Origin of the sequence: Psychrobacter sp. AH5 (genome assembly GCF_040371085.1) — a bacterium.
In the GTDB taxonomy this organism is placed as follows: Bacteria; Pseudomonadota; Gammaproteobacteria; order Pseudomonadales; family Moraxellaceae; genus Psychrobacter.
Window position 1 is genome coordinate 2,652,153 of record NZ_JAMBMT010000001.1, and the last position, 25,147, is coordinate 2,677,299.

Here is a 25,147-nt window from a genome sequence, read left to right on the forward strand (position 1 = left end):
TTGCCAAGTGAATGCCGTCTATAAGGAGGTGATCCAGCCGCAGGTTCCCCTACGGCTACCTTGTTACGACTTCACCCCAGTCATCAACCACACCGTGGTGAACGCCGTCCTAAAAGGTTCGGCTATCCACTTCTGGTGCAATCAACTCCCATGGTGTGACGGGCGGTGTGTACAAGGCCCGGGAACGTATTCACCGCGGCATTCTGATCCGCGATTACTAGCGATTCCTACTTCATGGAGTCGAGTTGCAGACTCCAATCTGGACTACGATAGGCTTTAAGAGATTCGCATCACATCGCTGTGTAGCTGCCCTCTGTACCTACCATTGTAGCACGTGTGTAGCCCTGGTCGTAAGGGCCATGATGACTTGACGTCGTCCCCGCCTTCCTCCAGTTTGTCACTGGCAGTATCCTTAGAGTTCCCGGCTTAACCCGCTGGTAACTAAGGACAAGGGTTGCGCTCGTTGCGGGACTTAACCCAACATCTCACGACACGAGCTGACGACAGCCATGCAGCACCTGTATTCTAATTCCCGAAGGCACTCCCGCATCTCTGCAGGATTCTAGATATGTCAAGACCAGGTAAGGTTCTTCGCGTTGCATCGAATTAAACCACATGCTCCACCGCTTGTGCGGGCCCCCGTCAATTCATTTGAGTTTTAACCTTGCGGCCGTACTCCCCAGGCGGTCTACTTATTGCGTTAGCTGCGTCACTAAGTCCTCAAGGGACCCAACGACTAGTAGACATCGTTTACGGCGTGGACTACCAGGGTATCTAATCCTGTTTGCTACCCACGCTTTCGAACCTCAGTGTCAATATGATGCCAGAAGGCTGCCTTCGCCATCGGTATTCCTCCAGATCTCTACGCATTTCACCGCTACACCTGGAATTCTACCTTCCTCTCACCTATTCTAGCCTGACAGTATCAGATGCAGTTCCCAGGTTAAGCCCGGGGATTTCACATCTGACTTATCAAGCCACCTACGCTCGCTTTACGCCCAGTAATTCCGATTAACGCTTGCACCCTCTGTATTACCGCGGCTGCTGGCACAGAGTTAGCCGGTGCTTATTCTGCAGCTAATGTCATCGTCCGTGGGTATTAACCACGGAGTCTTCTTCACTGCTTAAAGTGCTTTACAACCAAAAGGCCTTCTTCACACACGCGGCATGGCTGGATCAGGGTTGCCCCCATTGTCCAATATTCCCCACTGCTGCCTCCCGTAGGAGTCCGGGCCGTGTCTCAGTCCCGGTGTGGCTGATCATCCTCTCAGACCAGCTACAGATCGTCGCCATGGTAGGCCTTTACCCCACCATCTAGCTAATCCGACTTAGGCTCATCTAATAGCGAGAGCAACAAGTTGCCCCCTTTCTCCCGTAGGTCGTATGCGGTATTAATACGAGTTTCCCCGTGCTATCCCCCACTACTAGGTAGATTCCTAAGTATTACTCACCCGTCCGCCGCTCGTCATCTGGGAGCAAGCTCCCAATGTTACCGCTCGACTTGCATGTGTTAAGCCTGCCGCCAGCGTTCAATCTGAGCCATGATCAAACTCTTCAGTTTAATCTGCATGTAACCCTTCACTATAAATAGTAAGATGGATTACGAATCTTGGCTCATCTAATCTGGCAAAATCGCTTTAAAATTATGTTCGTAATGAATTAACTTTGAGTTTTTCTGCTGTCTTAAATGATAATTTTTATAGTTAGAATAAACTCCGAAAAGAAGTTCAAACCAACTTTATTTTTAGCACTCTTGCTCAGCAAAAATCCACACAAGTTGTTCTTTAGTTATGCTTTTAAATAGTGTCCTACATCTGTCGTCCAGTATGTAAGTTATTCTTAATTCTGTGTCTCTAAATAGTCCTAAACCCTTATAGGTCGTTCTATCTAGCGAGCTGACTATCATATCATATTCGATGTGTCTGTCAAGCTTTTATTTTAAATCTTTATAATTTGTATCTTAAGTTAAGAATTTGATTTGACTACCTTATTTGGTAGTTTGTCTCGTCCTGTCCCTTAATGAGGTGCGTATTATAGACGCTTTAAATAACTTGTCAAGAAGTATTTTTATTTAGTTTGAAAGTTTTTATCTAATATAGATTTGAACTTCTCGCTAACGGCTGGTTGGATAATAGCTATGCTATTAAATAGTAAGTGGTAAACCACTTTTCCAATCCGCCTTCCCTCTCGACTGGGTGGCATTATACGCGCTTTCCGTTAGGCGTCAAGCTTTGTTTTAAGTTTATTTTAAATAAATTTGAGTGACTAATTCTATTGCTTAGTTATCAGTGGCTTAGCAATAGAGTTAACTTTTCCTGCCACAATAATAGCTCCTTTAGAAAGATATTTTGTTCTATTAGCTTTGTTTGGCATTAATTATGCTATCTCTATAAGCTTTTATCCTCTATCCATAGAAGTCATTACTATATAGTTGAAGTATCTCATTTAAGCTCTACTATCGGTAAATGTCAGTGCTACAACCCTTACTATCTAGTGTTTATAACTGCTTTTTGCTATAGTAGGCGCTTTTATAGCATTGTACGCTTACTCTATTCTTTAACCGTATTTGAAGTGGAGTTTGCAACGCTTATTAGGCAGCGGCTTTTTATTGTTTCTATAATAGTGCTACTTATAATAGCTATAGCTATATAGGAAGCAAGCTAAATCAGTAAGCGTATTAAATAACAGCATAGCTAATGAATAAACAACGACACGTCACAATACGTGAATACAAATTGAGCAGTCTTAAGGTCATATGATTGATGGTTGCAATCATCACTGCTAAAGGACGCAACAAGGTGAATAGATTATGGTAGCGATTACTTTACCCGATGGTAGCGTAAAAGAGTTTGAGGGCAACACCTCAGTTATGGAAGTGGCGCAAAGTATTGGTGCCGGTCTTGCCAAAGCCACCGTTGCCGGACGCGTAGACGGACATTTGGTAGACGCCTCTGATCCTATTACGCATGATGCGGCGGTTGAAATCGTTACCCCAAAAGATGCTGATGGCGTTGATATCATTCGTCACTCCTGCGCCCATTTACTTGGCCATGCCGTCAAGCAGCTTTATCCTGAGGTAAAGATGGTCATCGGTCCTGTCATCGAAGATGGCTTTTATTATGACATCTTTAGCGAGACGCCTTTCACGCCTGAGCATATGGAGGCGATAGAAAAGCGCATGATGCAGTTGATAAAGCAGGACTACGACGTCATAAAGAAGATAACGCCACGTGATGAAGTGATCAAAATATTCGAAGAGCGCGGCGAAGATTATAAGCTCAAATTGATCAATGATATGCCGGGTGAAGAAGCGTTTGGTCTATATCATCATCAAGAGTATGTTGATATGTGCCGTGGTCCGCACGTACCTAATACTCGCTTCTTAAAAGTGTTTAAGCTGACTAAGATGTCAGGCGCTTATTGGCGCGGCGATGCCAAGAATGAGCAGTTGCAGCGTATTTATGGTACAGCTTGGGCGGATAAAAAAGATCTTAAAGCCTATATTCAACGTATTGAAGAAGCGGAGAAACGTGATCATCGTAAAATCGGTAAAGCGCTAAACCTATTTCATATGCAAGAGCAAGCGCCGGGTATGGTGTTTTGGCATGCCAACGGCTGGACTATTTATCAAGTGCTTGAGCAATATATGCGTAAAGTACAGCTTGATAACGGTTATGAAGAAATCAGGACGCCGCAAATCGTCGATCGTAGCTTGTGGGAACGCTCCGGACATTGGGGCAATTATGCCACTAATATGTTTACCACCTCTAGCGAAAACCGTGATTATGCGGTAAAACCGATGAACTGTCCCTGCCACGTACAAGTGTTTAACCAAGGTCTAAAATCTTATCGTGAATTACCATTACGAATGGCAGAATTTGGCTCATGTCATCGTAACGAACCTTCAGGCTCACTGCATGGTTTGATGCGCGTACGCGGCTTTACTCAAGATGACGCGCATATTTTCTGTACGCAGGCGCAAATTCAGGCGGAGGTCGCAGATTTTATCAAGCTTACGCTTGCTGTCTACGAAGACTTTGGCTTTGATAACATCATTATGAAGCTCTCAACCCGTCCAGAGAAACGTGTCGGTAGTGACGAGTCTTGGGACTTTGCCGAAAAAGCTTTGGCGGATGCTTTAGATAGCTCAGGACTTGATTGGGAATATCTGCCCGGTGAAGGTGCGTTTTATGGTCCAAAGATTGAATTTAGTCTAAAAGATAGCTTGGGCCGAGTTTGGCAGTGCGGTACCATTCAAGTTGATCCCAATATGCCTGAGCGCCTTGATGCTGAATTTGTCAACGTAGAAGGTGAGCGTGAAACTCCCATTATGCTACACCGTGCGATATTGGGATCATTTGAGCGTTTTATTGGTATTTTGATTGAGAACTATGCTGGTTGGATGCCTGTTTGGCTGGCCCCGCAGCAAGTTGTCGTGATGAATATCACCGATAAACAAGCTGATGCTTGTGATAATGTAGTAAAAGAGCTAAAAAATGTCGGTCTAAGAGCAATTAGCGACTTGCGTAACGAAAAGATTGGTTTTAAGATACGAGAGAAAACATTAGAACGCATTCCCTATATGCTAGTATTAGGGGACAAAGAGGTTGAATCGGGCAGTGTTAATGTCCGAACCCGCGAAGGTGAAAACCTAGGCGTAATGAGTGTTGCCGAATTTATAACATTAGTACAGACCGCTGTTAGCAGAAAAGGCCGACAGCTCCCAAAAACAGATGAGGAGTAATACCTATTAAACAGTCCAACCGTTTAAATATTAACGAAGATATCAGTGCTAAAGAAGTCCGTCTGGTCAAAGAAGATGGCGAGCAAATGGGTGTGGTTGATATCGAGACCGCATTAAGTGCGGCGCGCGAAGACAACTTAGACTTAGTCGAATTGGTGCCAGATGCCAAACCGCCAGTTTGTAAGATTATGGATTATAAACATTATCTGTATGATCAAAAACAAAAGGCGAAAGAGGCTAAAAAGAACCAAAAGCAGACTCAGCTCAAAGAGATGAAACTGCGTCCTAGTACCGATGAAGCCGATTACCAGGTTAAACTGCGTAAGATTGTCAGCTTCTTAGAAGATCAGGACAAAGTTAAAGTCAGTATTCGTTTCCGTGGTCGTGAGATGGCGCATCAAGAGCTTGGTCGTAAACAGCTTGAGCGTATCATCGAAGATACTGCTGAGATCTCTAATGTCGAGCAGCATCCAAAGATGGAAGGTCGACAAATGGGTATGTTATTAGGCCCTACTAGAAAAAAATAAGTCTATAGGGTGGCTCCAATAATTTAAGGTTATTGGCTTATATCCAATGCCTCGAATAACGTTTTTGTATTTCTAACCATCAATATACGGACGTGTATTGGTGGTTTTTTATTTTTATACTTAGCGCCTTTATAAAATAACAACTCAAATGCTAAGCAAATAATAAAAGCTAAGTGTAAGATGAATCTTAGACAAAATAACTCATATAGTCGCAAAAATAATATTCTTATCAAAAATTATAGGATTTTTTATGCAAGAACTAACGCCACCTGAAAACGCTAATACGCCCAGTATCTCTTTGAGCGCTCCTGAGCCTGTCAGAGAAGTGCAAAAAAGCGAAGCCGATCAAATGGTCAAGCTTGATAAAAGCCAAATTCCAGAGCTTGATGCTAAGGTTGATGCTTTTGTCGATCATGTTTTGACCAATTCTGTCCATAGTGATGAATTTAAACAAAATATACAATCCATTCACAACTTAGGCTCTAAAGAGATTCGCGAATCGGCGCAGGTTTCTAACCGCATGCTAGAGCTGCCAGCCAAAAGTCTTAATGATGGCTTGTTTGATAACTCACCGATTGCAAAGTCACTGACTGAGCTACGCGGCATTGTTGAGGACTTGGATCCGAGCAAAAAGCAATTAACCAGTTCGCGTAAACTATTTGGGCTTATCCCTTTTGGCAATAAAGTACAAGATTATTTTCGTCAGTATGAGTCGGCGCAGTCGCATATCAATGCGGTGGTCACTAGCCTTTATAACGGTAAAGATGAGCTCTTAAAAGACAATGCCACTATCGAACAAGAAAAGGTCAATATGTGGGAGCTGATGCAGTCTATTCGTCAGTATATCTACGTTGGCAAAAAGATCGATGAACAACTTGAGGAAAAAATTTATGCTATTGAAGCGACAGATCCTGAAAAAGCGCGCATTATTAAAGAAGAGATGTTGTTTTATGTGCGGCAAAAAAATACTGACTTCTTGACTCAATTAGCGGTCAACGTTCAAGGTTATCTAGCTCTCGACACTATTCGTAAAAATAACTTAGAGCTAATAAAAGGCGTGGATCGCGCTACTACTACTACCGTTTCAGCACTACGTACCGCGGTGGTTGTTGCTCAAGCGATGACCAATCAAAAGTTAGTGCTTGATCAAATCACTGCGCTGAATAAAACTACCAGTAGCCTTATTGAGTCGACCTCTGAGATGCTCAAACGTCAATCGGGCGAGATTCATCAGCAAGCGACGAGTAGCACTATTGAGCTTGATAAATTGCAAAACGCCTTCAATAATGTCTATGAGACCATGGATATGATCAGTAATTACAAAGTTGAAGCGCTTGAGAATATGAAGCAAACTGTCAATACTTTGACTACAGAAGTCGATAAAGCACAAAAATATCTTGATAAATCTAATCAAACCACTGTGTTAGAGGTATCAAAAGAGTTAGATAGCAAAAGGATAACGGATAAATCTGGTATCGATATTTGACTCTAGACTGCGCATGATAATTTAACACAATAAATCCTAAAATCTCTAATACGCTCGTCCATCGGGCGTATTTCTATTTACTATCAAACCTATAGCGAACAATTGACACAAGATATTACCTGCGTGTTCGTGTTAAGATAGCCCTTACTAATAATTTTAAAAACAGAAATGGTAATTTATGAGTTGGAATGATCCAAACGCCTCGAGTGAGGCAAAAAGATACGTCAATCCTATCCCTAGTCGTGAACTAATCATCAACACGATTAATGAGCTAGGCGAAACGACACACCAAAAATTGGCAAATGCCTTTAATATTGATGATGACGATCAGATTGAAGCGCTAGCGAATCGTCTAAAAGCTATGGTGCGCGATGGACAGATCACCCGTGAGGGACGCCCTTCACGCTTTCGTACCGTAACCAAACAAGATATCGTAAGCGGTGTCGTTGCTGCTCATGCAAAAGGCTTTGGCTTTGTGGTACTCTCCGATATGCCAGATCTGTTTTTGCACGAAAAGCAAATGCGCTGGGTCTTTAATGGCGATACTGTTAAGGCTGTCGGTACTTCGATTGACAATCGTGGTCGTACTGAAGGACGTATCGTTGATGTCACCTCCCGTCAACAAAACCAATTTATCGGTACTTTAGCTAAAGACGAAGAAGGCTATTGTGTTGAGCTGGGTAGTCCGAATAATCATCAGCCTATTACCGTTACTGATGATAATGTCAGCTCACTTGCCGCTAAAGTCGGTGATCCGGTCAAAGTTGATATCATCGATTGGCCCAATCAGCACGAATTTGCGACTGGCAAGGTAACCGCCGTACTCAATGATGACAATGATCGTGAGCTTATTATTGAGACCACTTTACTGAACTACGATATTCCATCGGAGTTTAGCGATGCAGCGCTCAAGCAAGCCAATGATTATGAAGAGCCAACAGAAAAAGACACCAAAGGCCGCACTGATCTGCGTGATATTCCTCTTATCACTATCGATGGCGAAGATGCACGCGATTTTGATGATGCGGTATTTGCTGAAAAGCGCTCTGGTGGTAACTACCGAGTATTAGTGGCTATCGCTGATGTTAGCCATTACGTAACACCAAATTCGCCGCTCGATAAGGATGCTTATGAGCGCGGCACATCGGTGTACTTCCCGCATCGAGTGGTGCCTATGTTACCAGAGGTGCTGTCAAACGGGCTTTGTTCACTGAACCCTAATGTTGACCGCTTATGTATGGTTGCTGATATTAAGGTATCACGTGCCGGCAATGTTACAGGCTATGAGTTTTATCCAGCGGTGATGAACTCGCAAGCACGTCTCACTTATAATCAAGTCAACGACTATTTTGCTAATCCAAAAGATGACAGTATTCCTAAGTCATTAACGGGTAATAAAGAGGTCAGAAAATCAGTCGATACTTTGCACCAGCTCTATGATTTATTAGTCAAAAAGCGTGAAGAGCGTCATGCCATGGAGTTTGAAACCGTTGAGACTTATATTCAGTTCAATGAGCAGGGCGGCATCAAAGCTATTGTTCCCCGTACTCGCGGCGACGCGCACAAACTGATTGAAGAGTGTATGCTGCTAGCCAATACTTGTGCGGCAAACTTTGCTTTAAAACACGAGCTACCGGTACTCTATCGTAACCATGATAAGCCGGATAGCGAAAAGTCAATGCGCATTCATGAATATGCCAAAAACTTTGGGCTGCCTTTCCCAGAAGAGAGTCCAACTCAGGCCGATTATCAGCGTATTATTGAAGCGACTAAAGATCGTCCAGATGCCATTAGTATTCATAGTATGTTACTGCGCTCGATGATGCAGGCCAATTATGCCCCTGACAATATCGGTCATTTTGGCTTAGCTTATGATGAATACAGTCACTTCACCTCGCCGATTCGTCGCTATCCTGATTTGATGTTGCATCGCGCTATTAAAGCAAAAGTCACCAAGACTCAGCAGCCAGCTATGGATTTTTCTTTAGACGAAGCTGGCACACAAACCTCTGATACGGAGCGCCGTGCTGAAAAAGCATCGCGTTATGTCGAATCTTGGCTCAAGTGTCACTATATGAAAGATCATATCGGTGAGGATTTTGAAGGCGTAGTGACTAGTGTCACTAACTTTGGCCTATTTGTCACGCTGACCGATCTTTATATCGACGGCTTAGTGCATATCTCCAATGTTGGCGATGACTTCTTTGTCTACGATGAAAAGCAGCAGCAGCTTATTGGTAAGGATAAAGGTACGCTATTTGGTCTTGGTGATTTGGTCAAAGTAAAAGTCGCTGGCGTCAATATGGACTTACTGCAGATTGATTTTGATTTGATAGAAAAGCTAAAAGCTAGTCAGATGAATCAAACTAAAAAGGACTCTGCCAAAAAGAGTGCTACCAAAAAAGGCAATAGTCGTAGTAGAGGTAATAGCAAAAAAAGCTAATCTACTTTGAGAATCGATAAACCTAGATGTAAATAAAAAGGCTAACGCAAAGTTAGCCTTTTTTTATGTCGTTAATTTAGGGAGAGTGAATGGTATTATTGAGCCTCATTTAAGCTTGTCTCAAGTCGATCCTTATCCATTTGCTGCGCTTGCTCGATATCAGCGGCAACATTATCAATAATTGCTTTAGGTTGTTCGCCTAGCGGCTTATTGGCAATGCTAGTATCAGTTACGCTTTTATCACTGCCAACAGTAGCGCTAGTTTCTGACGCTATCGGCGCTGTACTCTGCACTGAAGCCGCTCTATTTTGCTCATGCTTTTGACCATTAATGACATTGAATCCGAGCAATAAAAAGATAGTCGCCATAGTAAAGGCAATTAGGTGTTTTCTTTGCATAGTTGTTCTCTCAATAATATTCTATTACTCTCAACTTCATCTAAAAGCTATGCTTACTAAATGCTATTGCCATTTTAGCTAGCTACTCTTGTGGACTATTATTATTTAATAAATCCGTTTCATCAGAATTTTCAGCAATTTCTTGTTCGACCTTTTCCATCAGCTTGGCATCAGGTCTAGCGTCAAGCACTTCATCGGCATTACGCCCTTGTAGGATATATTTGGCTCGCGCTTTGGCTCGCCTTTTTTCTTCATCATCGATATTACTCGATTCACTACTATCTACACCAATGGCTTGGTTTGGTTCTTCAACCGTAGTCGGAGTAATGGTCAAATCAGCGGCCTGTTCCTCTGCTTTTTTGGCTTTGGTTTCTGGTATATATTCAAGCGCTTGCTCTAGCTTGTCATTGAAACGCAGACGATAGATAGGCTCAGGTAGGCTAAAGCCTTCATTCTCTAGCGCATGTTTGGTCTCACGAATGGCGATACTACGAGCTTTGGCAAAATCTGTCTGCGACTGATTGACCCAGACCTGAAACTCAAGAATGATGTTAGAATCGCCAACATTATTGATAACCGCAATAGCTTTTGGTTCATCCAATACAAACTTGAGCTGACAGATAGCGTCTAGACCTACTTTTATGGCAGCCAAAGGATCATCGTTGGCATCTACACCTAGCTCAAAGGTAAAGCGCCGCTCTGGGTTTTTGGTGTAATTTAAGATAGTGCCTTTGAACACTTCGGCATTGGGGATACGTAGCTGATTACCATCTAACGTCATCAAAATAGTCGCTCTTGAGGTCAGCCGAACTACGATGCCTTCTTGACCATTAATAGCAATCTGGTCACGCGCGCGAAAAGGCTGACGAATACTCAGCAGCAATGAGGCAATATAATTCTCGATACTATCTTTTACCGCAAAACCAACGGCGATACCGATGACGCCAGCGCCGCCAAGCAGCGTTCCTAGTACCGTCTCAGCGCCTATTAAGCTCAAAGCCAATATCAAACCAATAACGATAAAAATAACCTTTACCGTTTGTGATAGTAGCTCTGCGACAAAAGGATTGGGAGTCAGGCGTTTCCACATGCTTTGGCGTTTGGATAACCAGCTACCAAACCAAGCGACAAAGCCAAAAATAACAATACCTACAATGAGTAAAGGTAGCGCTTTAATCAGCGTTCTTAGCTGATTTTTTAGCCCTTGATAAACGGTACTGACATTGTCTTGGACATCAAGGGTGCGCTCTATCTTATCCTCCACCGTCACCACGTCCGTGATACGGTTAGTTAGGTTGATCGCTTGTTGCGCTTTTTTCTCGTTTGGCGTCTCGCCCGTTAGGCTAACGACCCCTTTATTGACACTGACGTTAATCGCTTGCAAACCATCGATTTCAGAAAAAATCCCACTAATCCGCTCGCGAATCTCATTATCTTTTTGCGGCGTTGGCGTGGTTTCTATTTGGGCATTATTAGTACTCTCACCACTGATAACTGGAGGCGGTTTGACGCTCTCACTTGGTGCGGACTCTGTTACTTTGCTGTCAGTATTACTGCCTTCTACGCTAGCGTCTTGTTTAGCATTGGTGGTTAGAGCATCTTCTGGCAAACCTAATGCGCTTGCTGTATCTGCTAAGACTTTTTCAGAGGTGTTACTAGTAGCCTCACTAGCGGCAAATGCAGGCACGGTGATGAAGAGAGCTAGCAGCAGCACTTGACTAGCTATTAATAGTCGCACAAACCGCTTTGGTTCATGCAACAGCGGTCTTAAAAGTAGTAAGTCATCAAAAGGAGCAGCCATAAGCAGCCTATAGTTTTGTATTAAAAAGCCTGAACGACTATTTGCGGTCCAAGTAGCGCTGAGCCTCAGCAAAGTCTAAGGAACCCTCGTAAATAGCGCGGCCCGTAATGATGCCTTCTAAGCAATCACCATAAGGCTTTAGTAGCTCGATATCTTTCATGTCAGTGACGCCGCCTGAAGCGATAACCGGAATGCCGCCCTCGCGAGCAAGGTTGACGGTTTGCTCGACGTTGACGCCTTGCATCATGCCATCACGCGCAATGTCGGTATAGACAATAGAAGACACGCCTACATCAGCGAAGCGCTTGGCAAGCTCTGTCGCTTTGGTATCGGTAACATTAGCCCAGCCATGAGTGGCAACCAGGCCGTCTTTGGCATCGATACCAACGATGATATGTCCGGCAAACTCGCGGCAAGCTTCGGTGACAAAACTAGGATCTTCCACCGCTTTTGTGCCGATGATGATATAAGTCAGACCCGCACTAATATACTGCTCGATAGTGTTCATAGTGCGTACACCACCGCCCAATTGAATGGGCAGCTTAGGATAAGCTTTGGCAATATCTTCAACGACTTTTTTGTGCACAGGTACGCCGTCAAAAGCACCGTTTAAATCGACTAAATGCAAGCGGCGAGCCCCTTCATTGACCCAACGCGCTGCCATAGCGACAGGGTCATCAGAGAAGACCGTATCATCTTCCATACGGCCTTGTTTTAGACGCACACATTTGCCATCTTTTAGGTCAATAGCTGGGATAATTACAGGCGCAGCACACATAAAACACTCCTAATGAAGGTGATATAAAATGAAACAAAGATTCAAAATCTAGCTTACAAGTGTAGCGTTTAATAAGTTAAAGAACACAATAGATAAAAGAGTGGGGAGCTTATTTGAGGATAAAAAAACTAAATTATCAGCAAGTAATTGATAACTAGAAGTTTTATGATATCAAATCAACCACAATATTAAGTAAATCTTATTACTAACTGGTAATTTTAGGTCAATTTAGCGTATAATCCTAGGTATATTTGTATTTGTTTCTATTCGAAAATAGCTTGCTATCTATAAATCTATGTGTGACCTGCCAACTTAGTCGACGACCTGTTTACTGAGTCAGTGGTTTAGTTAATGGATTATCGTCAAGCTATCATTGAATAACAAAGAACTGGCTCTACTTTTTCAAGATTTTAACAAAACGTATGATAAGCCTATTAAGGTTGAAAGTCTTTTTTATGGCAGTTTGTTATAAAAAGTGATTTTGACTTAGTAGTCTTAGCATGCACCCTGGTAGCCGGTCGCCACTTTGGTCATTCGAATAAGATATTAACGTGTTGTTAAGGAGTCTAAGGTCAGCGTTGATACTCTTTATAGTAGTCATGATTTAGCATTAACCACAAAAAGCCTGCCCTCTACTAACTGCTAAGTAGTTAAGATGAGCGCTTTTATTGGTGATGCTGTTACTCATGCTGCCGTTATGCCATACAGGACGTCTGGTATCGTTTTAGACTATGGACTAAGTTTTCGCTTATGATTACCATCAAAAAAGGTTTGGATTTGCCCATCACTGGTGAACCCTCTCGCGAGATAACTGAACACCGACCTGCACAAGTAGCTTTAATTGGCTACGACTACGTGGGTATGAAACCCACTATGAATGTCAAAGAAGGCGACATAGTAGCTAAAGGTCAACCCGTTTTTGAAGACAAAAAACGGGTTGGCGTGATCTACACTGCCCCTGCTGCTGGTAAAGTCATCGCTATCAAACGCGGTGAACGTCGGGTGTTTGAGAGTCTAGTGATTGCCGTTGACCCCAATGGTGAAGAAATAGAGTTTGACAGCTATAACTCCCAGCAACTCGCTGACCTAGACTCTGAAATCGTTGAAAAGCAGCTGTTCGCCTCAGGTGAATGGACCGCTTTTCGTACGCGTCCTTATAGCCGTGCGCCTGAGCTTGGTGCTCGTCCTCACGCTATCTTTGTCACGGCAATGGATACCAATCCATTAGCTTTTGATCCTATGCTCTTGATCAATGAGCAGCTGCAAGCTTTCAATGACGGCTTAGCGGTACTGTCGACTTTGAGTCCAAAGACCTTTGTCTGTCATCATGCCGACGCTAATTTGCCAAAGGTTGCTAAGACAGCCAAAGATAACGTCACTGAGTATCATAGCTTTGCCGGTAAGCATCCAGCAGGCCTAGCGGGTACGCATATTCACTTTTTGCATCCGCTTAGTCGCGGCGTTAGTGTTTGGACCATCGGTTATCAAGATGTGATAGCGCTTGGTAAACTATTCACTACTGGCCGTTTATACACTCGCCGTTTGGTGAGTTTGGCAGGCCCTGCGGTCAAAAATCCACACTTAGTGGCTACCGAGCGCGGCGCTGATCTATTAGCCTTGACTAAAGGTCAGCTAATCGATGGCGATAATCGTATTATCTCAGGCTCAGTGCTCTCTGGTCGTAAATTGTTTGCCAATGTCTCCTATCTTGGCCGTTTCCATGATCAGGTGAGTGTGCTTGCAGAAGGTTATGAGCGACCCGCTTTTCACTTCTTTAGTCCGGGTAAAAACCGCTTTTCAAAATTGCCAATCTACATCTCGCAATTTTTTAAGAAAAAATACAACTTTACCACTACTACTAATGGCTCACCGCGAGCAATGGTGCCAATCGGTATCTACGAAGAGATCATGCCACAAGACTATCTGCCAACGCAGCTATTACGCGCGCTGATTATTGAAGATATGTTGACGGCTGTTGATTTGGGCGTACTTGAATTAGACGAAGAAGATTTGGCCTTGTGCACCTTTGTCTCTCCCGGTAAATATGAATACAGCGATATTTTGCGTGATAATTTAACGCGCATTGAGCTGGAGGGCTAACCACGATGAAATTTTTACACAATATGTTCGATCGTATGGAGCCGTCCTTCACTAAGGGTGGCAAACACGAGAAGTATTATGCCATCTTTGAGATGTTCGATACGTTTTTGCGTCAACCAAGCTCAACCACTTTTACCTCCTCGCATGTGCGTGACGGTATCGATCTAAAACGTATTATGATCACCGTTTGGTTATGTACTTTTCCAGCGATGTTTTTTGGGATGTATAACGTTGGTCATCAAGCGCTCACCGCTATCTCGCAGTTGGGTCTAGAGCCTGATGGCTGGCGCACGATTATCACCGGTATGGCAGGCTATGACCCCAATAGCATTTGGGCCAGTTTCGTCTACGGGGCGATGCAGTTTTTACCGATATACATTGTCACCTTTGCAGTCGGTATCACTTGTGAGATTATCTTTGCGGTCACTCGTGGTCATGAAGTCAACGAAGGTTTCTTTGTGACCTCGGTACTCTACGCGCTAATCATGCCGCCCGATATTCCTTTATGGCAAGTGGCCTTGGGAATTATCTTCGGTGTCGTTGTCGCCAAAGAAGTATTCGGTGGTACGGGTAAAAACTTCTTGAACCCTGCCTTATCAGGACGAGCGTTCTTGTACTTTGCTTATCCTGCGTATATGTCAGGCGATTCGGTATGGACAGCAGTAGACGGTTTCTCAGGCGCGACGCCACTTGGCCTAGCTGCTTTAGGGGTTAGTCCAGATCAGTTCGTTGATGTCTATGGCCGCGCGATTACTTGGAGTGATGCTTTTTTTGGCAACATCCAAGGTAGTGTCGGCGAAGTGTCGACTTTAGCTATTTTGATCGGTGCGGTGTTCTTATTATGGACGCGTATTGCTTCATGGCGCATTATGGCCGGTTGTGTCCTTGGCTTGATTGCCACTTCACTGGTCTTCAATATGATTGGCTCAGAGGATAACTTAATGATGGAGATGCCTTTTTATTGGCATCTAGTGATCGGCGGCTTCGCCTTTGGTGCCGTCTTTATGGCGACTGATCCTGTTTCGGCTGCTCATACTAATAAAGGCCGCTGGGCTTATGGGATCTTGATTGGTTTTATGACCGTTCTTATCCGTGTCGTCAACCCTGCCTTCCCAGAGGGCATCATGCTTGCCATTTTATTTGCTAACTTATTTGCGCCATTGTTTGACTACTTTGTCACGCAAGCCAATATTAAGCGCCAAACCGCACGGAGGGTTCGTTATGTCCAAGCCCAAAAGTAATAATGCAAAAACCATCAGCGTAGCATTAACGTTATGCTTAGTTTGCTCAGTATTGGTCTCCGCCGTAGCGGTAGGCCTAAAACCGGCGCAAGTTGAAAACGCTCGCTTAGATCGTAATAAAAACATCTTAGTCGCTGCTGGCATGTATGACGCCGAAAAAGATACTGCCACTGATGTTGCCGAACGTTTTAAAGACTTTGATGTCGAAATCGTTGACTTAAGTGCTGGTAACTACTTAGATGACAATCAACTCATAGATGTTGGTATTGCCGATCGCAATGAATATGATGCTAGCCAAGCCACCAAAAACCAGGCACTAAGCAATGATTTAGGCGCTAATGATCCAGCGGGTATTGGCCGTGTACCTAAGTACGCCAAAGTTTATGTCAAAAATGATGAGGCCGGACAGCCTGAAATGGTAGTACTGCCCATCCAAGGCTACGGTCTATGGGGCACAATCTATGGCTTCTTAACGCTTGAGAGTGATATGAATACCATCAAAGGTATCAGCTTTTATGAGCATAAAGAAACCCCAGGCCTAGGCGCTCGTATCGAAGAGCCTGAATGGCGCGCTAAGTGGAGCGGTATTCACTCTTACGATGAAAGCGGCGCGGTCGCAACCGGCGTCACCAAAGCGGGTAACCCAAAAGAGAACTGGGTTGATGGTATCAGTGGTGCGACTCTAACAGGCCGCGGCGTCAGTAATATGATTCAGTTTTGGCTTGGCGATCAAGGCTATAAGCCTTATCTAGATGCGCTACGTCAAGAAAGCGGCGAGAGCATCGATAACGCGGATACTCAAGCGGCTAAAGCTTCTAATAATTTAAACACTGATCAAGCGCAACCGACAACCGAGCTGGCAGCAAAACTACCAGTAGCAAACGGCAAGGAGGCATAACATGGCTGATGTAAAAAGCATTTTAACCACGCCTATTTTTGATAATAACCCTATCGGTTTGCAAATATTAGGTATTTGTTCGGCACTAGCGGTAACCACTAGCATGTCCAATGCTATGGTTATGTGTGTGGCGCTGACTCTAGTAACCGCATTTTCGAGCTTTTTTATCTCGATTATTCGTAAACAAATCCCCTCTAGTATCCGTATTATTGTGCAGATGACCATTATCGCTTCCTTAGTTATCTTGGTCGATCAGGTACTAAAAGCGGTCGCTTATGATGTTAGTAAAGGGCTATCGGTATTCGTTGGCTTGATTATTACCAACTGTATCGTTATGGGCCGTGCCGAAGCGTTTGCTATGAGCAATCCACCGATACCGAGCTTTTTGGATGGTATTGGTAACGGTCTAGGCTACTCTGCGGTACTGTTATTCGTTGCCACTATTCGTGAGCTGCTGGGCGCGGGTACTTGGTTTGGTATCACTATTTTGCAGCCGGTTACCGATGGCGGTTGGTATTTACCAAACGGTCTATTATTATTGCCACCTTCAGCCTTCTTCATCATCGGCTTATTTATTGCGATTGTGCGTATCTGGAAACCAGAGCAAATCGAAGAAGCTGATTTTGTGATGAAGCCGCAGTCTAAAGGCATGGCACAAGGAGGCGGTCACTAATGGGACATTATGTTAGTTTATTTATAACCTCAGTCTTTATTGAAAATATGGCACTAGCCTATTTTTTAGGCATGTGTACCTTTTTGGCAGTTTCTAAAAAGGTCTCAACCGCTATTGGTCTTGGGGTTGCTGTTATTGTAGTAATGGCCATTACCGTACCGCTAAATAACTTACTGTTTCAGTTCATCCTAAAAAGCGGAGCGCTAGCTTGGGCCGGCTTCCCTGATATTAACTTAAGCTTCTTAGGACTACTCAGTTATATCGGTCTTATTGCCGCTACTGTACAGATTTTAGAGATGTTCTTAGATAAGTTTGTGCCCTCACTTTATAACGCTTTAGGGGTGTTTTTACCACTAATCACCGTTAACTGTGCTATTTTGGGCGGCGTACTATTTATGGTAGAGCGTGATTATAACTTTAGTGAGTCTGTCGTTTACGGTGTCGGTGCAGGTTTTGGTTGGGCAATCGCTATTGTCGCCCTAGCTGGTATTCGTGAAAAGCTTAAGTACTCGGACATTCCAGGTCCTTTGCAAGGCTTAGGCATCACCTTTATCACCGTTGGACTGATGTCGCTTGGCTTTATGTCATTCGGCGGTATGTCAATTTAAGCGGTAGATCATACTAGCTATATGAGCTATTTAACTCATTTATTAGGTAGAGGCTTGCAGACAAAAAGCAGTATTGCTGCAAGCCCCTACTCCATAGATTAAGGATACCTACCATGGATTATGCTACGGCAATTGGTGGCGTTGCTATGTTCACTGTGATCATTATGGGGCTAGTCGCTATTATTTTAGCGGCGCGCTCTAAATTGGTCAGCTCAGGCGATGTCACTATCCATATTAATGATAATCCCGATAATGATGTTGTGACCCCTGCCGGTGGTAAATTACTACAAACCTTAGCTAGTGAAGGTATATTTTTATCTTCAGCTTGTGGCGGCGGTGGTACTTGCGCACAATGTCGCTGCCGTGTCATCGAAGGCGGCGGCTCTATTTTGCCGACCGAAGAGGGTTATTTTACCCAAGGTGAGATTCGCAACCACATGCGTCTTGCTTGTCAGGTCGCGGTCAAGCAAGATATGAAAATTGAGATTGACCCTGAATTTTTTGATGTACAAAAGTGGGAATGTGAAGTTATCTCTAACGATAACGTTGCTACCTTTATCAAAGAATTGGTACTAAAAATTCCAGAGGGCGAAGAGGTAAACTTCCGGGCAGGCGGTTATGTGCAGTTAGAAGCGCCGCCGCATGAAGTCCATTATAAAGACTTTGATATCGCAGAAGAGTATAGAGAGGATTGGGAAAAATTTGGTATCTTCGATTACGTCTCAAAAGTCGATGAGCCAGTGATTCGTGCTTATTCAATGGCGAATTATCCAGAAGAAAAAGGCCTCATCAAGTTTAATATTCGTATCGCCAGCCCTCCGCCACGTGGCCCTGCAGGTATACCGCCAGGTAAAATGTCTTCTTGGACATTTAGCTTAAAACCTGGTGATAAAGTAACAGTATCTGGCCCTTACGGTGAATTCTTTGCTAAAGACACCGATGCGGAGATGATCTTCGTTGGTGGCGGTGCAGGTATGGCTCCTATGCGCTCGCATATCTTTGATCAGCTCAAACGTCTAAAAACTGATCGCAAAATCAGCTTTTGGTACGGTGCTCGTTCTATTCGTGAGATGTTCTATGTTGAAGACTACGATCAGCTAGCAGAAGAGTTCGATAATTTTGAGTGGCATGTGGCCTTGTCAGATCCTTTACCAGAAGATAATTGGAATGGTTATACGGGCTTTATTCATAACGTGTTACTAGAAGAATATCTCAAAGATCATCCAAACCCAGAAGACTGTGAGTATTATATGTGTGGGCCACCGATGATGAACGCTGCTGTCATCGATATGCTGCATAGCATGGGCGTAGAAGATGAAAACATTATGCTTGATGACTTTGGTGGTTAGATCAGGTGGTTAGATCCAATAGTTAAGCTAATATAATTACACTGTTGCAAATTAAGAGTCTCCATTGAGGCTCTTTTTTTATGGCTATTATTTGTCATAAAAACTATCTCTACAAATTTTACTAGTAATCTTGCGGTAGTGTTATATAGTATTTATTATCGCAAATGATATACAAGGAAGATTATGAAAACCGATTTTAAGGACTTAACTATCTGGATCACTGGCGCTTCGAGTGGTTTGGGAGAGGCTTTATCGATTGCCTTTGCCAAAAAAGGCGCGACTATTATCTTGAGCGGTCGCAACGAAGACAAATTAGAGCAAGTCAAAAAGCAATGTAAAAAGTCAAAAAATCATCATATAGTTGCCTTTGATATTAGTGATAGCGCACAAAGTAAAGCGGCTTACCAGAGTGCGATAAATAAAGCCGGCAAAGTTGACTGGCTTATTAATAATGCTGGGGTCTCTCAGCGCTCGCTGATTATGGATACTAGCGAGACGGTTGAGCGTCAGATTATGGAGCTAGACTACTTTGCGCAAACGCGTCTAACTCGCTTAGTGCTGCCAGAGATGCTCGCTCAAGGCAGCGGTAAAATTGTGATGATGTCTAGTATTGCTGGTCTAATCGGCACCCAATATCGCGGCGCCTATAGTGCGGCCAAAGCCGCTATTCACCTTTGGGCCAATAGTCTACGCGCCGAGCTCTATGATCAAGGTATTGAAGTGGCAACGATATTCCCAGGCTTTATCCAAACTAACGTTTCAATCAACGCTTTGACAGGAGATGGCAGCGCTCAAGGCACTATGGATGAAGCGACCAGCAAAGGGCTGACAGCAACTGATTTTGCCAAACAAGTGGTCAAGGCCCTAAGTAAAGGTGAAGAGTACATCATTGTCGGCGGCAGACAAGAGAGAATGGCAACTAGAGTCAATCGCTTATCACCGCCTAAGCTTTATAAGCTGATTCGTAAGTCGCAGGTTCGATAGCTTTATTTACAGTGATTGTGCTATAAGCTTTGTCTAAAAGCCGCTAGCTTTTTGCCATAATGATGATTAATAGGGTTTAGGGGTGTAAGATAGGCAGCACTAATTTATATTCCTAACCTTATTTATGCTGATTACTATTATTCCTATGACAAATTTATCGCTCCGTCCCTCTGTTATAAGCGCTAATAAAATCCTACTGGCTACTGTCAGTACCGCGGCGCTCCTAAGTCTAAGTGCTTGCCAGCAACCTATATCGGACTACACTACTCTTAGTGGTGAGACCATGGGTACTAGCTATCATATTAGCTATCAGTTGCCCAAAGATGCTAACGAAGCTGATATTCAAGCAGCAATTGATGAGCGCCTTGAGCAAATCAATGACAGCATGTCTACTTATCAAGATGACTCTACTATCTCTAAATTTAATCGATTGGCAGCAGACACGCCCATTACTATCGATGCCGATTTTAGTCATGTGCTAGAAGTCTCTAGACAAGTTTACCAGCAGTCAGCCGGTGCTTTTGATCCGACCGTTATGCCATTGATTGAGATTTGGGGTTTTGGCAGTACGATGACGGTGGAGCGTTTGCAAAGTCCGCCAAGCCCAGCTGAGATTGCGCAAGCCAAAGCTTTGGTTGACTTCAAAAGCGTGGTACAAGAGGGTGATAGTCTATATAAAACCAAAGACGGCGTAGGCTTAGACTTCTCTGCTGTGGCTAAAGGCTATGGCGTCGATGTCATTGCTGAGGTGCTCAAAGACAATTATCAGATTGGTAATTATATGGTAGAGATTGGCGGTGAAGTCGCCTCCTCAGGGGTTAATAGTCAACAGCAGCCTTGGCAAATCGCTATCGACGCTCCTATTGAAGGTAGCACGGTCACTGAGCGTCAAACGATTGCCGCTATTCGCCAGCCTTTAAATAATAGCAATAAAATGCATTTAGCAACTTCAGGAAACTATCGCAACTCTGTTATCTTCGATGGTAAACGCTACAGCCATACCATAGACCCTACTACCGGGGAGCCCATTGTAGCAGGCGCGCCATCAGTAACGGTTGCAGCAGAGTCAGTAGCACTAGCTGATGCTTGGGCCACTGCGCTGACCGCTATGCCTTATCAGCAAGCTTTGGCTACTGCAGAGGCGCAAAATATAGCAGCGATGTTTGTCATTTTGATAAAGCAAGATAATACTAAAGCCGATACTTTAGAGGACTGGCAAATCGTAGAAAACCTAGCTATGAAAAAACTACGGGCGGATAAGGCCAGTTAATACTGAGCCAGTAGCCAGTAGCCAGTAGCCAGTTGATTTTTAAGCATAAAAAAACCACAAACAGTCGATTAATAGATCGGCTGTTTTTTTATATTCTACCTTATATTTTTTGGTAGCTCTCTTATATCTGGCGTTGAATCTTACAGTCATCTTACTGTCTGTTTTAACTTAGTAAAAGGCCTACAATGAAGGCTTCAAAGAGAATGTTATCAAAATGTACTTGTACTAAGGATATGAGATGGTTTATACCTTGATGGCGCTATTTTTTGTATTCGGCTATATTGCTATCGCTTTAGAGCATAACCTCAATGTAGATAAAGCCGCTTCAGCTCTGCTAACGGCGGTTATCGTCTGGACACTATTAGTGATTGGCGCAGATACTTTGCTCGCCAATCAACTCACCGATGGTCTGAATGCCACTACCATACTCAATACTGAACTTCGACATCACTTAGCAGAGATTGCTGAGATTTTGTTTTTTTTGATGGGAGCTATGGTTATCGTTGAGTTGGTTGATGCGCATGATGGCTTTGCTGCTATAACCAATCGCATTCACACTACTAATGCCGTCACCTTGTTATGGACAATTGGCGCGCTCACCTTTTTCTTCTCCGCGCTGCTAGATAACTTAACGACCACTATCGTTATGGTGTCATTATTACGCAAATTAGTGGCTGATAAGCAGCTACGCTTGTGGTTTGTAGGTATCGTGGTAGTCTGCGCTAATGCCGGCGGCGCTTGGTCACCGATTGGTGACGTGACTACGACTATGCTATGGATCGGTAATCAAATTACCGCCAGTAATATCATTGTGGATTTGATTGTGCCAAGCTTGATTGCCGCTATGGTACCGCTACTAATATTGACCGTTATGTTTAAAGGTCAAAAGGTGTATAGACCAGAGCCTGCCAAAGCTCCCATCAAGTCGTCGAATATAAACTATCTAGGTAGCTACAGCGGCGAGATTCAGGCAACTGTCATGACTCAGCAAGGATTAGCAGAGAATAACTTTAGCAGTCTTCCCTCTTCTACCGCTACCGTAGCGATGACTGAAGAAGATGAAGATGCCGCCGCACTTGATAGCGTCACTAGTAGAATGCGCATAAGTATTTTGGCATTAGGTTTAGGGGCTTTAGCCTTCGTGCCTGTATTTAAGACTTTGACACAACTGCCGCCTTATATGGGGGTTTTATTTGGAGTCGGAGTACTTTGGGTGTTTACTGAGCTGGTGCATCGTCATGATAACTGGCATATCAAGCAGCGTATGACGGTTGTAGGCGTACTGACTCGGGTCGATATGTCGAGTATCTTGTTTTTCTTGGGGATATTATTGGCAGTATCAGCACTAGCCACTGCAGGTCACTTATTAGATATGGCCACTTGGCTAGATAATACTTTTGGCAACTTATATGTCATTAACGTCCTGATTGGTCTGTTATCATCATTAGTGGATAACGTGCCTTTAGTAGCGGGTGCGATGAAGATGTACCCATTACTTGCCGACTCTGCTATGGCTAGACTGAGCGGCGGAGAGCTGGCTCGCCAAAGCCAGTTTTTACAAGATGGCGCATTTTGGCACTTTTTGGCATACTGCGCCGGCGTCGGTGGTAGCTGCTTAATTATCGGCTCAGCGGCAGGCGTGGCGGCTATGGGCATGGAGAAGATCTCCTTTATGTGGTATCTCAAGCATATCAGTGGTCTAGCACTTATAGGGTACTTGGCTGGAGCTGCGGCTTACATTATTATTCATGTCATCTAGTCTCAGCCTTTTAGCGCCGAAGCTATAAACAGTTGCCGCGCTATCTGACTGATTATTATAGTTATTTCGACAGGCTATTTATGATAGAATAAACTATTCATTTATAGCCTGCCTTGTAAGCTAGGCTAAATAAAATAAGCCGAGGTTACCCCATGCTTAGTCAACTCCTTCCCATACTTGCCATTACCTTTACCGTTTTTGTGTTGTTCTTTTTATTTATGGGTATCGGTTATCTATTCAAAAAACAGCCGCTTAAAGGCTCTTGTGGCGGTGTAGCTAATCTGATGGGTGATGAGAAGTGCTCGTTTTGCGGTGATGATCCTAATAAATGCGATTCGGTAATCGCTGAGCAGCAACAAACCGCGTTAAAAGCAGCACAGTTAGGCAAATCAGTTTAGAGTCGCTATCGTTAGCTGAACACAAAATTGTTTTGAGCTTGGCTTTAGTTACCATACGCTGGTAGTAGCCCACTCAAACTGCTCTTATAATAGCCTTAAGCTTAGTTAATAAGCTTAAGGCTATCTTTTTATAAAACGATTCAATTTATAGCGATACTTATCATTTGCTATTTGTATCGTCATACTCGCTGAATGAATAAATCTATATCTTGCATTCTGCAAGCTTATTTTTAGTGCTACTTTACCACCTTATCGGTGAAAGTTTTCTGGTGTTGTTAAAGGGTGACGGTGCGCCGCTACTCTTTGATGACGTGTCGTTTTTCTAATATATACAGTGCTGCTATGTCTACCTCTGCTCATCTACCTCCTAAGTCAGATGCTAATAAACCGAGCATTATCAACCCGCCTTCTTCAAAATTCACCTTTTGGCTAGTGCTGTGTGCGATGATTTTGCTTGCCACTAATATGCGGGCGCCTATTGTAGCGCTCGGCTCTATCGCTCCGGTGGTACAAGAAGCGCTCAATATCTCTGAGACGCAGATAGGCTGGCTTGGCGCGGTTCCTATGTTGACTTTTGCCTTGGGGGCATTGATTTCGCCCTCTATTGGTAAGCGCTTTGGCATTGAGAATACCTTAATTGCGATGATTGTACTATTAACAGCAGGCATGGTTATACGTACTGCTATTCCGACTTGGCTTGGGTTTTTGAGCGGGACGGTTATGCTGACTCTAGCGATTGGTTTTGCTAATACACTGGCGGCGCCGGTGATCAAACAGCGCACCCCAAAAAACATTCCACTGATTACTGGTTTATTTAGTTTAACGATGACAGTGATGGCGGGCATCGTGGCCGGAGTAGTATTACCTCTATCTGAGTGGGTGGGCTGGCAATGGGCGCTAGGCGGCTGGTCAATCTTAGGTGTCTTTGCAATCATCATTTGGATATTTTTGCGTATCCGTTTAGGCTCCTCTAGTGATCAAGCGGTTCCTATCGCCGAGCAAGGCTCGTCAAACATCTCTATTTGGCGTACTGGCTTTGCTTGGCAGATAGGGATATTTTTGGGTATTCAGTCGCTACTGTATTATACGGTTGCTAGTTTTTTACCCTCGATTTTAATCAGTAAAGGCATGAGCGCTGTGAGCGCCGGGCAGATGGGGTCGGTGTTTCAGTTTATGGCGCCGCTATCTATTTTGAGCTTAACTTGGCTGGTCAATCGTGGTCGTCCTATTCAAGCGCTAGCGGTATTGGCAGCAACGCTTAATGTCATTGGTATTGCTGGCTTAAGTTATGCATCTACCGATTTGGCTTGGCTATGGTCGGGGCTGATGGGCGCAGGCTGCTCAGCGATCTTTACTTTGAGTATGATGCTATTTTCCATGCGTACTTATACCACCAATCAGGCCAGCGAGCTGTCAGGGATGGCGCAGTTCGTCGGTTACCTACTTGCCTTTTTTGGGCCACTAGGAACAGGCTGGCTGCACGAAGTCACTGACAATTGGGATCTACCGCTATTTATTACGCTGATTTTGATGATCATAAATGTTGGTATTGCTTGGTTGGTCAGCCGTCCGATTATGGTCGATGGTAAAAAAGCTTAAGATAGAATAAACCCAACAGCCTTAACTTTAAGCTAATATTGATTATCGGCTTATTTTGCTAAACTGGTTCGATTGATTAAAGGACATGACT

Annotated in this window: 18 protein-coding genes and 1 rRNA gene; 15 read left to right on the plus strand and 4 right to left on the minus strand. The window is 43.9% G+C overall.

Translation table 11 applies throughout. The annotated features are described in order from the left end of the window. Positions 1-21 precede the first annotated feature (21 nt). Positions 22-1,561 (minus strand): 16S ribosomal RNA (locus M0N77_RS11305). Between the two features lie 1,248 nt (positions 1,562-2,809). Between M0N77_RS11305 and thrS the strand changes: the two genes are divergently transcribed. The 4 genes from thrS (at position 2,810) to rnr (ending at position 9,200) form a co-directional block, all read left to right on the plus strand. After that, positions 2,810-4,744, plus strand: a complete 1,935-nt coding sequence (thrS, locus tag M0N77_RS11310) for a threonine--tRNA ligase (protein ID WP_353105277.1) — start codon at positions 2,810-2,812, stop codon at positions 4,742-4,744. Then, positions 4,744-5,271, plus strand: a complete 528-nt coding sequence (gene infC, locus M0N77_RS11315) for a translation initiation factor IF-3 (protein WP_353105633.1) — start codon at positions 4,744-4,746, stop codon at positions 5,269-5,271. The genes thrS and infC overlap by 1 nt, the downstream gene beginning before the upstream one ends. A 250-nt stretch (positions 5,272-5,521) precedes the next feature. Beyond that, positions 5,522-6,757 carry a toxic anion resistance protein gene (locus M0N77_RS11320; RefSeq protein ID WP_353105278.1) on the plus strand — a complete coding sequence of 412 codons (1,236 nt, stop codon included), beginning with the start codon at positions 5,522-5,524 and terminating at the stop codon, positions 6,755-6,757. Between the two features lie 178 nt (positions 6,758-6,935). Beyond that, positions 6,936-9,200 carry a ribonuclease R gene (gene rnr, locus M0N77_RS11325; protein ID WP_353105279.1) on the plus strand — a complete coding sequence of 755 codons (2,265 nt, stop codon included), beginning with the start codon at positions 6,936-6,938 and terminating at the stop codon, positions 9,198-9,200. 95 nt (positions 9,201-9,295) lie between these two features. On the opposite strand, the gene M0N77_RS11330 is transcribed toward rnr, so the two are convergent. From M0N77_RS11330 to hisA, 3 genes are all read right to left on the minus strand, one after another. Next, the gene (locus M0N77_RS11330) at positions 9,296-9,598 is read right to left on the minus strand and encodes a hypothetical protein (RefSeq protein ID WP_353105280.1); all 303 of its coding nucleotides are present in this window, start codon (positions 9,596-9,598) and stop codon (positions 9,296-9,298) included. 82 nt (positions 9,599-9,680) lie between these two features. After that, positions 9,681-11,399 carry a mechanosensitive ion channel domain-containing protein gene (locus M0N77_RS11335; protein WP_353105281.1) on the minus strand — a complete coding sequence of 573 codons (1,719 nt, stop codon included), beginning with the start codon at positions 11,397-11,399 and terminating at the stop codon, positions 9,681-9,683. A 37-nt stretch (positions 11,400-11,436) separates the two neighbouring features. Then, a complete protein-coding gene (gene hisA, locus M0N77_RS11340; protein ID WP_353105282.1) occupies positions 11,437-12,177 on the minus strand; it encodes a 1-(5-phosphoribosyl)-5-[(5-phosphoribosylamino)methylideneamino]imidazole-4-carboxamide isomerase in 741 nt (246 codons plus the stop codon). Between the two features lie 750 nt (positions 12,178-12,927). Here hisA and M0N77_RS11345 point away from each other — a divergent pair. The 11 genes from M0N77_RS11345 (at position 12,928) to M0N77_RS11395 (ending at position 25,056) form a co-directional block, all read left to right on the plus strand. Further along, entirely contained in the window at positions 12,928-14,277 is a 1,350-nt protein-coding gene (locus M0N77_RS11345; protein WP_353105283.1) for a Na(+)-translocating NADH-quinone reductase subunit A, read from the plus strand. 5 nt (positions 14,278-14,282) lie between these two features. Beyond that, complete coding sequence (locus M0N77_RS11350; RefSeq protein ID WP_353105284.1) at positions 14,283-15,518, plus strand: NADH:ubiquinone reductase (Na(+)-transporting) subunit B; 1,236 nt, start codon at positions 14,283-14,285, stop codon at positions 15,516-15,518. Then, entirely contained in the window at positions 15,499-16,416 is a 918-nt protein-coding gene (locus tag M0N77_RS11355; protein ID WP_353105285.1) for a Na(+)-translocating NADH-quinone reductase subunit C, read from the plus strand. Before M0N77_RS11350 ends, M0N77_RS11355 begins: the two co-directional genes overlap by 20 nt. Before the next feature lies 1 nt (position 16,417). Continuing rightward, positions 16,418-17,089 (plus strand): NADH:ubiquinone reductase (Na(+)-transporting) subunit D, encoded by a 672-nt coding sequence (locus M0N77_RS11360; RefSeq protein ID WP_353105286.1) that lies wholly within the window; start codon positions 16,418-16,420, stop codon positions 17,087-17,089. Further along, positions 17,089-17,697: an NADH:ubiquinone reductase (Na(+)-transporting) subunit E gene (gene nqrE, locus M0N77_RS11365; RefSeq protein ID WP_353105287.1), complete on the plus strand. Its 609-nt coding sequence runs from the start codon at positions 17,089-17,091 to the stop codon at positions 17,695-17,697. The genes M0N77_RS11360 and nqrE overlap by 1 nt, the downstream gene beginning before the upstream one ends. A gap of 113 nt (positions 17,698-17,810) precedes the next feature. Then, on the plus strand, positions 17,811-19,046 hold the full coding sequence (nqrF, locus tag M0N77_RS11370; protein WP_353105288.1) for an NADH:ubiquinone reductase (Na(+)-transporting) subunit F: 1,236 nt from the start codon (positions 17,811-17,813) through the stop codon (positions 19,044-19,046). 183 nt (positions 19,047-19,229) lie between these two features. After that, positions 19,230-20,030, plus strand: coding sequence for an SDR family NAD(P)-dependent oxidoreductase (locus tag M0N77_RS11375; protein WP_353105289.1), 801 nt, complete (start codon positions 19,230-19,232; stop codon positions 20,028-20,030). A 145-nt stretch (positions 20,031-20,175) separates the two neighbouring features. Then, positions 20,176-21,300 carry an FAD:protein FMN transferase gene (locus M0N77_RS11380; RefSeq protein WP_353105290.1) on the plus strand — a complete coding sequence of 375 codons (1,125 nt, stop codon included), beginning with the start codon at positions 20,176-20,178 and terminating at the stop codon, positions 21,298-21,300. 238 nt (positions 21,301-21,538) lie between these two features. Next, positions 21,539-23,059: a sodium:proton antiporter NhaD gene (gene nhaD / locus M0N77_RS11385; RefSeq protein ID WP_353105291.1), complete on the plus strand. Its 1,521-nt coding sequence runs from the start codon at positions 21,539-21,541 to the stop codon at positions 23,057-23,059. A gap of 152 nt (positions 23,060-23,211) precedes the next feature. Next, entirely contained in the window at positions 23,212-23,457 is a 246-nt protein-coding gene (nqrM, locus tag M0N77_RS11390; protein WP_353105292.1) for a (Na+)-NQR maturation NqrM, read from the plus strand. Positions 23,458-23,799: 342 nt separating this feature from the next. Continuing rightward, positions 23,800-25,056 (plus strand): MFS transporter, encoded by a 1,257-nt coding sequence (locus M0N77_RS11395; protein ID WP_353105293.1) that lies wholly within the window; start codon positions 23,800-23,802, stop codon positions 25,054-25,056. The last annotated feature ends 91 nt before the right edge of the window (positions 25,057-25,147 follow it).